This is a genomic window from Kosakonia sp. SOY2 (assembly GCF_027109175.1).
Taxonomy (GTDB): domain Bacteria; phylum Pseudomonadota; class Gammaproteobacteria; order Enterobacterales; family Enterobacteriaceae; genus Kosakonia.
Window position 1 is genome coordinate 13,873 of the sequence record NZ_JAPVXH010000011.1, and the last position, 14,589, is coordinate 28,461.

Genomic DNA, 14,589 nt, shown 5'->3' on the forward strand with positions numbered 1-14,589 from the left:
ATTATGTTTGCTTCACGATAGTTTCGCGAAAATGAAATGGTGAAAAACCAGGGCATTTAAAAAAATGCCCTGTTGTGATTAATCCGCGTCGTAACCTAAATTTGACGCCAGCCAGCGCTCAATTTCCGCCACCGACATGCCTTTACGCCGCGCGTAATCTTCTACCTGGTCACGCTGAATTTGCGCTACCGCGAAATATTTACTGTCCGGGTGGCTGAAATACCAGCCGGAAACCGATGCCCCTGGCCACATCGCGTAGGATTCGGTCAGTTTCATCCCGGTATGTTTTTCAACGTCCAGCAACTGCCAGATGGTGCCTTTTTCCGTGTGCTCCGGACAAGCCGGATAGCCCGGTGCCGGGCGAATACCCTGATAATTTTCACGGATCAACTCATCGTTGCTGAGGTTTTCGTTCGGCGCGTAGCCCCAGTACACTTTGCGCACCCGCTCATGCAGATATTCCGCAAAGGCTTCTGCCAGGCGATCGGCCACCGCTTTCACCATGATTTTATTGTAATCATCGTGCGCGGCGTCATACGCTTGTGCTAACGCGTCCTCTTCAAGACCGCCCGTCACTGCGAATGCGCCAATGTAGTCAGCTTTGCCGCTCTGTTTGGGGGCGACAAAATCCGCCAGGCAGTAGTTCGCAAAACCGACTTTTTCCGTTTGCTGGCGCAGATGGCAACCTACTGTCAGCACTTGCGTGCGAGTTTCGTCACGGTAGATTTCGACATCGTCGCCAACGCGGTTAGCCGGGAAAAGCCCGACCACGCCGCGCGGGTTGAGCAGCTTTTCCGCACTCAGTTTATCGAGCATCTCGTTGGCATCGGCAAACAGACGTTTCGCCTCTTCCCCCACCACCTCATCTTCAAGGATGCGCGGATATTTCCCGGCCAGCGACCAGGTCATAAAGAATGGTGTCCAGTCGATGTAATTGCGCAGCGTCTTGATGCTGGCAGTAACTTCCTGCACGCCCAGGCGATGCGCGACCGGCGGAGTATAACTTTCCCAGTCAAACGCAAGATCGTTCTCCCGTGCGGCCTGCAACGTCACTGGCGGCGTACGCGGTTTTTTCCGCGCATGCTGGATACGTACGGTTTCATACTCTTTGCGGGTACGGGCAACAAACTCATCGTGCTGCGTATCCGAAAGCAGAGCAGACACCACACCTACGGTACGCGAGGCGTTTTGCACATACACCGTCGGCCCACTGTAGTTCTGTTCGATTTTCACCGCCGTGTGCGCTTTCGATGTGGTCGCACCGCCAATCAGCAGCGGAATGGTGAACCCCTGGCGTTCCATCTCTTTCGCCACGTTGACCATTTCATCGAGCGACGGCGTAATCAATCCGGAAAGACCAATCAGGTCAGCCTTCTCTTCGCGGGCAGTTTTCAGGATTTTATCGGCGGGCACCATCACGCCGAGGTCGATAATTTCGTAGTTGTTGCATTGCAGCACGACGCCCACGATATTTTTGCCGATGTCGTGGACATCGCCTTTCACAGTGGCGATCACCATTTTGCCGTTGCTGCTGCCCTTCTCTTTGCTGGCTTCGATATACGGTTCCAGATACGCCACGGCCTGTTTCATCACGCGGGCGGATTTCACCACCTGCGGCAGGAACATTTTGCCCTCGCCGAACAGATCGCCCACCACGTTCATGCCGTCCATCAACGGCCCTTCGATCACCTCGATCGGGCGAGCGGCCTGCTGACGCGCCTCTTCGGTATCGAACTCGATAAATTCGGTGATGCCTTTTACCAGTGAATATTCGAGACGTTTTTTCACATCCCAGTTGCGCCACTCCGCCTGCTGCGCGTTCGCCCCTTCATCGGCGGCTTTGCTGCCGCGGTATTTTTCCGCCAGATCCAGCATGCGCTCGGTCGCATCATCGCGGCGGTTAAGGATCACATCCTCAACGCCGTCGCGCAGCTCGGCAGGCAAATCATCGTAAATCGCCAGTTGCCCGGCGTTGACGATGCCCATATCCATGCCGTTACGAATGGCGTAATAAAGGAACACGGCGTGGATCGCTTCACGTACCGGGTCGTTACCGCGAAACGAGAACGAAACGTTGGAAACACCGCCGGAAATCAGCGCATGCGGCAGTTCGCGTTTGATATCTTCACACGCGCCGATAAAGTCCTGCGCATAGTTGTTGTGCTCTTCAATACCCGTTGCCACGGCGAAGATATTCGGATCGAAGATAATGTCTTCCGGCGGGAAACCCACCTCTTCGGTCAGAATTTTATAGGCGCGACGGCAAATTTCGATTTTCCGCGCGCGCGTATCCGCCTGACCGATTTCGTCAAAGGCCATTACTACCACGGCGGCGCCATAACGACGCACCAGCTTCGCGTGGTGAATAAATGGCTCAACGCCCTCTTTCATCGAAATCGAGTTAACGATGCCCTTACCCTGGATACATTTCAGCCCTTTTTCGATCACCTCCCATTTCGAGGAGTCGATCATGATCGGCACGCGGGCAATGTCCGGCTCACCGGCAATCAGGTTGAGGAAACGCACCATCGCCGCTTCGGCGTCGAGCATCCCTTCATCCATATTGATGTCGATGATCTGCGCGCCGCTTTCCACCTGCTGGCGGGCCACGTCCAGCGCTTCGGCGTATTTCTCTTCTTTGATCAGGCGTTTAAATTTGGCGGAACCAGTGACGTTGGTACGTTCGCCAACGTTCACAAACAGGCTGTCGTCGCCAATGTTGAGCGGCTCCAGACCCGCGAGGCGGCAAGCAACCGGCACCTCCGGTAGCTGACGCGGCGGCACGCCTTCGACCGCGCGGCTCATAGCGGCGATATGCTCTGGTGTGGTACCGCAGCAGCCGCCGACAATGTTCAAAAAACCGGCTTGCGCCCACTCGCCGATTTGCACCGCCATGGTGTCGGCATCGAGATCATATTCACCAAAGGCGTTGGGCAGGCCAGCGTTCGGGTGCGCGGTGACATAGCATTCGGCGATACGGGAAAGTTCCTGCACATACTGGCGCAGTTCATCCGGCCCCAGCGCGCAGTTCAGGCCGAAGGTGAGCGCATCGGCGTGGCGCAGAGAGTTGTAAAACGCTTCGGTGGTCTGGCCGGAGAGCGTACGCCCGGAGGCGTCGGTAATGGTGCCGGAAATCATGATCGGCAGCTCAACGCCCAGCGCGTCAAACTCCGCTTTTACTGCAAAGATCGCCGCTTTGGCGTTAAGCGTATCGAACACGGTTTCGATCAGGATCAGATCCGATCCCCCTTCCACCAGCGCTTTGGTGGATTCGCGATAAGCGGTGACCAGCTGATCGAAAGTGATATTGCGAAACGCCGGGTCGTTAACGTCCGGTGAGATTGAGGCAGTGCGGTTAGTCGGGCCGAGCACACCCGCGACATAACGCGGTTTATCCGGCGTTTGCGCCGTCCATTTGTCGGCGCTGGCACGCGCCAGTTTGGCAGCAGCGAAGTTGATTTCCGCCGACAGGGATTCCATCTGGTAATCCGCCATGGCGATTGTCGTTGAGTTAAAGGTGTTGGTTTCGATGATATCCGCGCCCGCCGCAAAGTAGGCGTCATGGATCGCGCTTATCACCTCCGGCTTGCTGAGCACCAGCAAGTCGTTGTTGCCTTTAAGATCGCAGGGCCAGTCGGCGAAACGCTCGCCGCGAAAATCCTGCTCACTCAGACGATAGCTCTGGATCATGGTGCCCATGCCCCCATCCAGAACCAGAATTCTTTTGCTTAACTGCTGCTTCAGTTGCTCAACTTTGCTGCTCACACGTGCTCCCGACAATGCTCAACCAGGCCAAAAGGCCAGCAGGACATACTGGCATAAAGTGGCAGAGCGGAAAAGCGACGCGGGGTGAACATGAGAGATGCTCACGTAACGCCACTAAGCCTGATGGCTGCACCAGCCCATAACCTTTTCAGTGCGATGACGGTTCAAGTTTTCAGGCCAGATTGCCGATGTATGCTAAAACCTTCTGCCCTCTTACAGGCACACCGACTTACGGAACCTATTATGTCGTTTTTGACGTCTCTTTTTGGCCATAAGAAACCTCGCCTCACCGACCTGCAACTCAACATTGCCGGGTGGCAATTGTATGAAAGCGGTGACACCAGCATGGCATGGTCCACACCGGAACAAAGCGCGGTGCGCCTTCAGCTCCACGCCCCTGTGCAGTGGCCTTTCGCATTGCATGATATTGCCGCCGCCACACAGTATTGGCAGCAAGAAACAGCAAAGATTGGCGGCGCATTACTGGAGCTAACGGCGCTCGATATTCAGGGAATGGCGGCGTTGCAGGGCACGTTTAAATATCGCGATCCCACACCGGGTTCACTCGGGATGTATTTTGTCGCGATTATCTGGCTCCCTGTAAAACAAGGCCTTTTCCAGATCAATGCTGAAGCGGTAGAAAAAGGGAACACCGGCTTTCGCGAAGCGGTGGTAATGGATTTACAACTTAAGCAGGGCAACATACCGCCCACTACCGACGAACCCGAACTTCTCGACTCTGCCGACGCGCTCTTCGCCAAATTGCGGGAAAGTGAGCTGCGTTGCCTGCCGAGCGACGATCGTCAATATGATGAGATGTTTCCGGAGCATCCACTGAGCCAGGTAAGACGAACCATTGCGCTTTGTGCTCAACATATACAGTTGGCGAAACACGTGCGCCAATAAAGAAGCTGTATCCGGCATTTTCGTTCTGTTTTGCGCGAACTCATCCGATCAGTCTGCCAGGGAGTTGCGTTATACTCAATAAAAACGAAAATGATTTCCACGATACAGAAAAAGGAGCCAGTCATGGCCACTTCCGTTCCCGCTAAACGAGGCAGAAAAGCCACAGCCCCGGCCGCTCCGGCGGGCGGGCAAGTCCAGTCATTGACCCGCGGCCTGAAACTGCTGGAATGGATTGCCGAGTCTCATGGCAGCGTCGCCCTTACCGAACTGGCGCAACAGGCCGGTTTGCCCAACTCGACCACCCACCGCTTACTCACCACCATGCAACAGCTAGGATTCGTTCGCCAGGTGGGCGAGCTGGGCCACTGGTCGGTAGGCGCGCATGCGTTTATCGTCGGCAGCAGTTTCCTGCAAAGCCGCAACCTGATGGCGATTGTTCACCCCATTCTCCGCAACTTAATGGAAGAATCCGGCGAAACCGTGAATCTGGCGGTGCTGGATAAGAGCGACCATCAGGCCATCATTATCGATCAGGTGCAGTGTACGCAGTTAATGCGCATGTCCGCGCCGATTGGCGGCAAACTGCCGATGCATGCTTCCGGCGCGGGAAAAGCGTTTTTGTCGCGCCTGAGCGATGAGCAAGTTGGCAGTTTGCTGCACCGCCAGGGGCTGCATGCGTACACCCATGCCACGCTGGTATCGCCGGTACACCTGAAAGAAGATCTCGCCCAGACGCGTAAACGCGGCTACTCCTTTGACGACGAAGAGCACGCGCTGGGGCTGCGCTGCGTAGCGGCGTGCATTTTTGACGAACACGGCGAACCCTTCGCCGCGATTTCCATCTCCGGGCCTATCTCACGCATCACCGATGACCGCGTGACCGAGCTGGGCGCGATGGTGATCCGTGGCGCGAAAGAAGTGACGCTGGCGTACGGGGGAATGCGTTAACTTCCAAAAGGTTATATAGTGGACGTCCAATTTTTATCCACTCACCGGAATGACATATATGACCAAGGATGTTCACGATCGCCGTCCAGTAAAGACGCGCAATTCCGCCTGGGCGGCTTCGGCTGCCCGTTACCTGCGCCAAAAAGGCTACACGCCCAACACCATTTCCGTATTCAGTATTTTTTTTGCACTTCTCGCTGGTCTCTGTTTTCTTACCGTCTGGCACAGTGACAGTACGCTGCTGCAACGCGGCCTGCTGCTATTAGCTATTGTCGGTATTCAGGGGCGGCTTATCTGTAATTTGCTCGATGGCATGGTAGCCGTAGAGGGCGGTCTGCGCAGCCCGGCGGGTGCTGTCTTTAACGAACTACCGGATCGCATTTCTGACAGCGTACTGTTCCTTGGCGCAGGCTACGGTCTGGTGCAAGTGACTGGAGGGGTTGAGCTGGGCTGGGCGGCGTCTTTATTTGCGCTTTTTACCGCTTATGTACGCTTGCTTGGCGGCACCTGCGGCCTGGCGCAACAATTTAGCGGCCCAATGGCCAAACAACACCGAATGGCGCTGCTGACTGCTGCGACGGTTATCGCCATCATCCTGCCGCAGTGGGGGGAGCTGCTGCTGCTCTGCACACTGGCGTTAATTGCCCTTGGTGCAGCCTGGACGACAGTGCGCCGTACCCGTCGAATCATCTCTACATTGAAGCAGGAGAAGGCATCATGAAGCTGCATTTTTCTGTCGATAAGACCATTGTCAGAGCTTTTTTCGTTATGCTTTGCCGCCTGTTAACCGGCGTGAAAGCTTTTTGGCGCACCTTGCCACAGCCGGATCGCGCCACTATTTATTACGCCAACCATAGCAGCCACCTCGATGGTCTGGTTATTTGGGCGAGCTTTCCACGTGCGTTGCGCAATAGCGTACATCCGGTCGCCGCGGCGGATTACTGGAACAAAACAGCGCTTCGTCGCTACCTTGCTACGCGCATTTTTAACGCCATTCTGGTTGAACGGAGTAGCCCGGCTTCAGCCGCCAAAGAGACGGTAAAGCAGCGCGATCCGTTACAACCGCTGATGGAAAAGCTGGAACAAGGCCATTCGTTGATCTTCTTTCCCGAAGGTACGCGCGGCTCCGGTGATGAAGTCGCCAGTTTTAAAAGCGGGCTTTATCACTTAACACAGCGCCTGCCAGCAGTGCAGCTGATCCCGGTGTGGCTGGAAAATATGAATCGTGTGCTGCCGAAAGGTTCACGTCTGGTGGTACCGATTATCTGCACGGCAACGTTTGGCGAGCCATTGCCAGCGGTTACGGACGACGAAACGAAAAAGGAATTTTTAGACCGCGCCAGGTGTGCGCTGGAGGCACTTGCCCATGATTAATGTCGATTCCGATCTGCGCCTGCTACTGAGCGGGCTTTTCGGTCTGCTGACCGTCGCCAGTGTTATTGGTTTTTTGCTATCGCGCCGCTATCAAAACGCCACGATAGCTAACCTTAACGCGCGGATCCGCGCCTGGTGGTTGATGTGTACCGTTTCAGTCATCGCCATGCTGGTTGGCCCCATCGGTTCAGTTGTGCTGTTTGCGTTGATGTCGTTCTTCGCGCTACGCGAATGTATCACTCTAATGCCCACTCGCCGGGGCGATCATGAAGCACTGTTTTGGTGTTTCTTTATCATTCTTCCGGTGCAATACGTGCTGGTTGGCATCCAGTGGTATTCGGTGTTTGTGATTTTTATCCCGGTCTACGCCTTCTTGTTTATTCCGGCACGAGTGGCTATCGCGGGTGATACACAGCACTTTCTTGAACGCAGCGCAAAAATCCAGTGGAGCCTGATGATGGCGGTCTACTGTGTTAGCCATGCGCCTGCGCTGCTGATGTTGTCCATTCCGGGCTACAGTGGTGAAAATATCAAGCTGGTGCTGTTTATGATGATTGTTGTGCAGATTTCCGACGTGCTGCAATACGTCTTCGGTAAGCTGTGCGGCAAGCGCCCTATTGTGCCGAAACTCAGCCCGAACAAAACGGTAGAAGGATTTGTGGGCGGTATTCTCAGCGCCAGTCTGGTCGGCGCGGGGCTGTGGTGGATCACACCGTTTAACCCGTGGCAGGCTTTTGTTATTTCCCTGCTGATTACGCTGCTCGGCTTCCTCGGCGGTTTGTGTATGTCGGCGATTAAACGCGATCGCGGCGTGAAGGATTTCGGTGCAATGCTCGAAGGGCACGGCGGCATGATGGACAGGATTGATTCTCTCTGCTTTGCCGCCCCGATCTTCTTCCATGTGGTGAGATATTACTTCACCTGATTTACCCCGCCTGCCGCAGCGCGCCTGCGCCAAAGCGTACGCTGAAACGCTGGCGTTTGCGGTAGGCATAAACATCTTCGACATGCCCTTCGCGGATGCGCGCCTGCAATCCGCGCCAGTAATCGGCACGCAGTAGATCGGCATGCATCTCTTCGAATAGCGGACCGATTTCCGGGTCGGCGCACAACCAGTGGCGAAACTCTTGCGGGAAGACATCACCCGGCGACACGCTGTACCACGGTTCGGCGCTAAGCTCATCTTCGGGATAGCGCGGCGCGGGAATGTCGCGGAAATTCACTTCGGTCATGTAACAAATTTCGTCGTAATCGTAGAACACCACGCGCCCGTGACGGGTGACGCCGAAGTTCTTAAACAGCATGTCGCCGGGGAAAATATTGGCGGCGGCAAGCTGGCGAATAGCGTTGCCATACTCCTCTACCGCGTCGCGCAATTGCTGACCTTTAACCTGCTCGAACCACAGATTGAGCGGCACCATACGCCGCTCAATATAGAGATGGCTGATGACGATGCGATCGCCGAGATCGGTGATTTTGCCTGGCGCTTGTTCCAGCAAAAGCGCCATGAGCGCCGGGGCAATCTGCCGTTTTTCCAGCACAAAGTTTTCAAACTCTTGTGTATCAGCCATACGCCCCACGCGGTCATGTTCTTTGACCAGTTGATAGCAGGCACGAACGTGCGCGGCGCTCATCTCTTTTTGCGGGGGAAAGACATCTTTTATCACCTTAAATACCCGGTCAAAACCGGGCAACGTAAACACCAGCATCACCATGCCGCGAATACCTGGCGCTTCAATAAACTGCTCGTTACTGGCGTTGATGTAATTTAAATATTCGCGGTAACTTTCCGTTTTGCCGTGTTTCTGGCAACCAATCGCCATATACAGTTCAGCGGTGGTTTTACCGGGCAGGATCTCGCGCAGCCACTCGACTGTCGCGGCGGGCAGCGGGGCGTAAACCATAAAATAGGAGCGGGCAAAACCAAACACGATGCTGGCTTCCGCCGATGTGGTCAGACAGGTATCGACAAACAGCTCACCGTCATCGCTGCGGTGAAGCGGCAACAAGAACGGCAGCGTAGCCGACGGGGTAATAAGCTTGCCCACCAGCCAGGCGGCCTTGTTGCGGTAAAACAACTCGTTCGCCACCTGCAAGTGAGAGTGAGCAAGGGTTTCGCTGCCAAACGCTTCCTGCAAATGTGCGGTGATATAACTCACGTCACGCGCTTTATCCTGCCACGGCAGGCGCAGCGGCAAATCCGACAACACTTTGGTCAGCAGCGCTTCCCAGCCGCGTTCCGGCCAGAATGCTTTGGCTAACGGGCGCGGGATGGTGCGAAAGCGGCGTTCCGGTTGCGAGCTAAAGATAAACAACCGTTCGGGCGTGAGAGAGCGGTGATCGAACAGCCGACAATAGACTGAATTAAAGAAACTTTCGGCGATTTCAAAGCGGGGATAATCCGGCAGCAGTTGCGTGTAGTGCTCTTTGACGCGCAGCAAAAACGCGGCGTCCGGGCTTTGGCTGTCGGTGATGCAACGCAATTGCTCGACGACCAGACCAACATGGTGATCATAAAGGTGAATGCGCTGTTTCATCGCCTGCTGAACAGCATGCCAGTCGGCTTGTTCAAAGCGCTGTTGCGCGCCGGAGGTCACTTCCAGAAAACGACCATACTGGGCATCAAAGCCTTGCAGGATGGTTTGGGCAATCAACAGTTCCAGACCACGCGACATCGTATTCCCCAGGCATTAGCCCGGCAGGCAAATTGCTACCGGGCAGATTGACGATTAGAACTGAGCTTCTTCCGTTGAACCCGTCAACGCCGTTACCGACGAGGCGCCGCCCTGAATAATGGTGGTGACTTTGTCGAAGTAACCGGTTCCCACTTCCTGCTGGTGAGAAACGAAGGTGTAGCCCTCTTTGCCTGCGGCGAACTCTGGCTGCTGCACTTTTTCGACGTAGTGCTTCATCCCTTCGCCCTGCGCGTACGCGTGGGCTAAATCGAACATGTTGAACCACATGCTGTGGATGCCCGCGAGGGTGATGAACTGGAACTTGTACCCCATATCTGACAGCTCCTGCTGGAAGCGGGAGATGGTGTTGTCATCAAGGTTCTTTTTCCAGTTAAACGACGGCGAGCAGTTGTACGCCAGCAGCTTACCAGGGTATTTCGCGTGGATCGCATCGGCGAAACGGCGCGCCAGGTTCAGGTCTGGCGTGGAGGTTTCACACCACACCAGATCGGCATACGGCGCGTAAGCCAGACCGCGGCTGATCGCCTGCTCAATGCCCGCATGGGTGCGGTAAAAGCCTTCGCTGGTGCGTTCGCCGGTGATAAACGCGCTGTCATACGGGTCGCAATCTGAGGTAATCAGATCGGCGGCATCGGCATCGGTGCGCGCCACCAACAGCGTCGGAACACCCATTACATCCGCCGCCAGACGCGCCGCCACCAGTTTCTGCACCGCTTCTTGCGTTGGCACTAACACTTTGCCACCCATATGGCCGCATTTTTTCACCGACGCGAGCTGATCTTCGAAATGCACTGCCGCCGCACCGGCTTCAATCATCGACTTCATCAGCTCAAAGGCGTTCAGTACGCCACCAAAACCCGCTTCGGCATCTGCGACGATCGGCAGGAAATAGTCGACAAAGCGCGGGTCACCCGGCTCAATACCGGAAGACCACTGAATTTGATCGGCGCGACGAAACGTATTATTGATGCGTTCAACCACTGACGGCACGGAGTTTGCCGGGTAGAGCGACTGGTCCGGGTACATGCTGGCGGCGAGGTTAGCATCTGCCGCCACTTGCCAGCCGGAGAGATACACCGCTTCGATTCCCGCTTTCGCCTGCTGCAGCGCCTGCCCGCCCGTCAGCGCGCCAAGGCTGTTGATGTACCCTTTTTTCGATTCGCCATGCAGCAAGCGCCACATTTTCGCCGCGCCCAGTTGCGCCAGCGTACATTCCGGGTTGACCGAGCCACGTAACTTCACCACATCTTCCGCGCTATAAGGGCGGCGAATGCCTTCCCAGCGCGGCTGCGTCCACTCTTTTTGTAATTCTTCGATTTGTTGGGTACGGGTTTTCATATACAGATGCTCCATATTCTTCTCCTGGCTCGCCAGGCGTTATTGGTGAAGGCAGTTTGGCCACGACCAGCGCACGAAAACCGCAACGTGCTGGTGATACGTAAGGATGTTGAGCACTGTCCAGGGCCAAATTGGCGAACAAAATAGTCCGGGCGATTACGCCAGCAGGCGGTAGCCAGGCAACGTTAAGAAGTCGATTAGCTCATCAGAGGTGGTGATCTGCTCCATCAGGCGCGCGGCATCGTTAAAACGCCCGCTGCTGAAACGGTGCTCACCCAGCTCTTCCTGAATAACCAGCATCTCTTCGGCCAGCATCTGGCGGAACAGCGCTTTAGTGACCGGCTTGCCGTTGCTCAGCGTTTTTTCGTGGTGGATCCACTGCCAGATTGAGGTACGGGAGATTTCCGCCGTGGCAGCATCTTCCATCAGCCCGTAGATCGGCACGCAGCCATTGCCGGAGATCCACGCTTCGATGTACTGCACCGCGACGCGGATATTGGCGCGCATGCCCTCTTCGGTGCGCTCGCCTTCACAAGGTGCCAGCAGATCTTCTGCGGTGATCGGCGCATCGTCTTCACGGCTGACAAAGAGTTGGTTTTTGTGTTCGCCCAGCGCCGCGTTGAATACCTCCATGACCGTGTCGCCAAGACCCGGATGCGCAATCCAGGTGCCATCGTGGCCGTTATTCGCTTCGAGCTGTTTATCGGCTTTTACTTTGTTCAGCACCCAGTTGTTACGTTCGGTGTCTTTGCTGGGGATGAACGCCGCCATACCGCCCATCGCGAAAGCGCCGCGACGATGGCAGGTTTTGATCAGCAGACGTGAATAGGCACTGAGGAACGGTTTATCCATCGTCACCACCTGGCGGTCAGGCAGCACGCGATCCGGGTAGTTTTTCAGCGTTTTGATGTAGCTGAAGATGTAATCCCAGCGTCCGCAGTTCAGGCCAACAATATGGTCGCGCAGCGCGTGCAGGATCTCATCCATCTGGAATACCGCGGGCAAGGTTTCAATCAACAGCGTGGCTTTGATGGTGCCGCGCGGCAAATTGAAACGATCCTCGGTAAAGCTGAAGACTTCGCTCCACCATGCAGCTTCTTGCCATGACTGCGTTTTCGGCAGGTAGAAATAGGGGCCGCTGCCTTTGGCGAGCAGGTTTTTGTGGTTGTGGAAAAAGTAGAGCGCGAAATCGAACAGGCTGCCCGGAATGGCCTCGTCGCGCCAGGTGACGTGTTTTTCCGGCAGGTGTAAACCACGCACACGGCAAACCAGCACGGCCGGGTTTGGCTTCAGTTGGTAGATCTTACCCGCTTCATTGGTGTAGCTGATGGTGCCGTTGACGGCATCGCGCAGGTTAATCTGCCCGTCGATCACTTTGTCCCAGTTTGGTGCCAGCGAATCTTCAAAATCCGCCATGAACACCTTCACATTGGCATTCAGCGCGTTGATCACCATTTTGCGTTCAACCGGCCCGGTAATTTCAACGCGGCGGTCCAGCAGATCGTCGGGAATTCCCCGGATCGTCCAGTCACCTTCACGAATGGAAGCTGTTTCCGAAATAAAATCAGGCAACGTACCGGCATCGATCTGTTGCTGCTGATGCACGCGCGCGGCCAGCAGTTGATTGCGCTTTGGCGTAAAGCGGGTGACCAGCTCGCTCAGGAATTCTACGGCTGCCGGGGTGAGAATCTGCTTCTCTTGTTCACCGTGCGGTCGCGTAAAGGCCAGTTCATCGGTTGTTGTCGCCTGTTGTGTCATGGTGCGATTCCTCTTTTTTGCAGCAAAGACATTTCTCAATGCCAACGAAGATCGGGTGTGCAGTTTTCGTTCAGCAGGATCAATCCTGGCTAATAATTTTTCCAAAATCAAAAACAATTTCCATTTTTAAATTAAAATGCAAATAACTGTTTGATAAAAAAGAGGTTATAGTTTTATTGCGTTGAGAAGTGATTTTCGAAAATAAAAAAGGCACCCGAAGGTGCCTGTAATAAGGGGCTGAAACGCTTAATCCAGCGTCGGATTCATATGGCTCAGATCGTATGGCGTGATCTGGTAGACGTAGTAGTTGAGCCAGTTGATGAACAGCAAATTGCCGTGGCTGCGCCAGGATGCTCGTGGTTTATTCTGCGGATCGTCATGAGGAAAATAGTTGTGCGGTAGCGCCGGACTTAGCCCGGCATCCACATCGCGGAAGAACTCGTCTGCCAGTGTGTTGGCATCATATTCCGGATGGCCGGTAACGAAGGCGATACGTTTGTCTTTGCTGGCGAACAGGTAGGCGTCGCCCTCTTCCGTCTGGGCGAGGATCTCTAAATCGGTGTAGTCGCGGATCAATGCAGCCGGGAAATCGGCATAACGCGAATGCGGCGCCAGAAAAACATCATCAAAACCACGCGTCAGCAATGCGTGAGGATGAAGGATGTGGTGTTCGTATACGCCGGAGAGTTTTTCGGTGCGGGTCTGTTTGGGGATGCCATAAAGGATGTTTAACGCGGCTTGTACCGCCCAACAGACAAACAGGGTGGAGGTGACATGATCTTTTGCCCACTCCAGAACTTGCTCGATTTGCGGCCAGTAGGCCACGTCGTTAAATTCAACTAAGCCTAATGGCGCACCGGTGACGATCAGGCCATCGTAGTTTTCATCACGGATGTCATCGAAATTACAGTAAAAGGTATTGAGGTGCTCGGCCGGTGTGTTGCGTGATTCACGCGAGTCGATACGCAGCAGGCGCACATCAACTTGTAGCGGTGAGTTTGACAGCAAGCGCAGGAACTGGTTTTCCGTCTCAATCTTCTTTGGCATCAGATTGAGGATCAGCACCTTCAGCGGGCGAATTTCCTGCACTGTTGCGCGCGATGTCGTCATCACAAAGACATTCTCATCACGCAAGAAATTGACGGCTGGCAGCTCGTCCTGCACCCGAATCGGCATATCTTATACCCTCACTGCATACGTTTAAACGTTTAGACATCCAGATAGCCGAAGATACCCAGGAATCGGCAAAATGTCGAGTCCGCAAGTGAAAGGTGAGAAAGTTTCACGTCGCGGCCTGTGTAGCATTGATATTAGCTAATGATTTTCGGTTTGTTATCGCGCTGAGAGGGGGGCTTTTTCGATTGGCTCAGTGCTGCCAGTACGTGTTGATCGCTAAGCGGTGTCTGACTGGCAACGACCTGCGGGTAACGGCATCGGCCTTGCGAAGCGCCAAAAGTCATTTCAAGAATGGCGCGCTCTTCGACGGGCGATAAGCCGCCTTCATTCATTTCCAGCGCATGCGCGAGGATAGCTAAACGCCCCATACCCGGAAGTGCGTGCCAGAATGCGCGCGGTGCAACTTGCAGAATCAAATCTTGTAATAGCTTTTCCGCCGGGAAAAAGTCTGCGATGAGTATTCGCTGGTTGCTGAAGGTTTGGCTACCCGATACCTGCTGTTGAGTCTGGAGGTTACGCACAACCATGCGATTTTTATAAAGCTGGGCGTACAGAACGATCATTGAGATGTCCTTTAGCGATAAATGGAGCTGAAACAATAGCAAAAAAGCCCCGCGCTTTCGCATGA

General features: G+C 54.9%; 11 protein-coding genes. 5 read left to right on the forward strand and 6 right to left on the reverse strand.

The features are described 5' to 3' along the window. Positions 1-78: 78 nt before the first annotated feature. Entirely contained in the window at positions 79-3,765 is a 3,687-nt protein-coding gene (gene metH, locus O3S68_RS23830; RefSeq protein WP_269232662.1) for a methionine synthase, read from the reverse strand. A gap of 243 nt (positions 3,766-4,008) precedes the next feature. Here metH and O3S68_RS23835 point away from each other — a divergent pair, with 243 nt between their 5' ends. The 5 genes from O3S68_RS23835 (at position 4,009) to O3S68_RS23855 (ending at position 7,918) form a co-directional block, all read left to right on the forward strand. Beyond that, a complete protein-coding gene (locus tag O3S68_RS23835; protein WP_269232663.1) occupies positions 4,009-4,671 on the forward strand; it encodes a hypothetical protein in 663 nt (220 codons plus the stop codon). 123 nt (positions 4,672-4,794) lie between these two features. Continuing rightward, positions 4,795-5,619 (forward strand): glyoxylate bypass operon transcriptional repressor IclR, encoded by an 825-nt coding sequence (gene iclR / locus O3S68_RS23840; RefSeq protein WP_020456083.1) that lies wholly within the window; start codon positions 4,795-4,797, stop codon positions 5,617-5,619. A gap of 58 nt (positions 5,620-5,677) precedes the next feature. Further along, positions 5,678-6,340 carry a CDP-alcohol phosphatidyltransferase family protein gene (locus O3S68_RS23845; protein WP_269232664.1) on the forward strand — a complete coding sequence of 221 codons (663 nt, stop codon included), beginning with the start codon at positions 5,678-5,680 and terminating at the stop codon, positions 6,338-6,340. Next, positions 6,337-6,993, forward strand: coding sequence for a lysophospholipid acyltransferase family protein (locus tag O3S68_RS23850; RefSeq protein WP_269232665.1), 657 nt, complete (start codon positions 6,337-6,339; stop codon positions 6,991-6,993). Before O3S68_RS23845 ends, O3S68_RS23850 begins: the two co-directional genes overlap by 4 nt. Further along, positions 6,986-7,918: a phosphatidate cytidylyltransferase gene (locus O3S68_RS23855; RefSeq protein ID WP_045511668.1), complete on the forward strand. Its 933-nt coding sequence runs from the start codon at positions 6,986-6,988 to the stop codon at positions 7,916-7,918. The genes O3S68_RS23850 and O3S68_RS23855 overlap by 8 nt, the downstream gene beginning before the upstream one ends. Position 7,919: 1 nt before the next feature. Here O3S68_RS23855 and aceK read toward each other — a convergent pair whose 3' ends face one another. The 5 genes from aceK to O3S68_RS23880 all read right to left on the reverse strand — a co-directional run bounded on the left by aceK (position 7,920) and on the right by O3S68_RS23880 (position 14,524). After that, the gene (gene aceK / locus O3S68_RS23860) at positions 7,920-9,668 is read right to left on the reverse strand and encodes a bifunctional isocitrate dehydrogenase kinase/phosphatase (RefSeq protein WP_045511665.1); all 1,749 of its coding nucleotides are present in this window, start codon (positions 9,666-9,668) and stop codon (positions 7,920-7,922) included. A 54-nt stretch (positions 9,669-9,722) separates the two neighbouring features. Continuing rightward, complete coding sequence (gene aceA / locus O3S68_RS23865) at positions 9,723-11,027, reverse strand: isocitrate lyase (protein ID WP_269232668.1); 1,305 nt, start codon at positions 11,025-11,027, stop codon at positions 9,723-9,725. Between the two features lie 156 nt (positions 11,028-11,183). Next, entirely contained in the window at positions 11,184-12,785 is a 1,602-nt protein-coding gene (gene aceB / locus O3S68_RS23870; RefSeq protein WP_020456079.1) for a malate synthase A, read from the reverse strand. Between the two features lie 246 nt (positions 12,786-13,031). Further along, positions 13,032-13,961: a homoserine O-acetyltransferase MetA gene (metA, locus tag O3S68_RS23875; RefSeq protein WP_020456077.1), complete on the reverse strand. Its 930-nt coding sequence runs from the start codon at positions 13,959-13,961 to the stop codon at positions 13,032-13,034. A gap of 134 nt (positions 13,962-14,095) precedes the next feature. Continuing rightward, positions 14,096-14,524 carry a YjaA family stress response protein gene (locus O3S68_RS23880; RefSeq protein WP_269232666.1) on the reverse strand — a complete coding sequence of 143 codons (429 nt, stop codon included), beginning with the start codon at positions 14,522-14,524 and terminating at the stop codon, positions 14,096-14,098. Between the last annotated feature and the right edge of the window lie 65 nt (positions 14,525-14,589).

Coding starts and splice junctions, on each gene's coding strand:
- O3S68_RS23835 (WP_269232663.1), top strand. CDS start 4,009: ATGTCGTTTTTGACGTCTCTTTTTGGCCATAAGAAACCTCGCCTCACC.
- iclR (WP_020456083.1), top strand. CDS start 4,795: ATGGCCACTTCCGTTCCCGCTAAACGAGGCAGAAAAGCCACAGCCCCG.
- O3S68_RS23845 (WP_269232664.1), top strand. CDS start 5,678: ATGACCAAGGATGTTCACGATCGCCGTCCAGTAAAGACGCGCAATTCC.
- O3S68_RS23850 (WP_269232665.1), top strand. CDS start 6,337: ATGAAGCTGCATTTTTCTGTCGATAAGACCATTGTCAGAGCTTTTTTC.
- O3S68_RS23855 (WP_045511668.1), top strand. CDS start 6,986: ATGATTAATGTCGATTCCGATCTGCGCCTGCTACTGAGCGGGCTTTTC.
- aceK (WP_045511665.1), bottom strand. CDS start 9,668: ATGTCGCGTGGTCTGGAACTGTTGATTGCCCAAACCATCCTGCAAGGC.
- aceA (WP_269232668.1), bottom strand. CDS start 11,027: ATGAAAACCCGTACCCAACAAATCGAAGAATTACAAAAAGAGTGGACG.
- aceB (WP_020456079.1), bottom strand. CDS start 12,785: ATGACACAACAGGCGACAACAACCGATGAACTGGCCTTTACGCGACCG.
- metA (WP_020456077.1), bottom strand. CDS start 13,961: ATGCCGATTCGGGTGCAGGACGAGCTGCCAGCCGTCAATTTCTTGCGT.
- O3S68_RS23880 (WP_269232666.1), bottom strand. CDS start 14,524: ATGATCGTTCTGTACGCCCAGCTTTATAAAAATCGCATGGTTGTGCGT.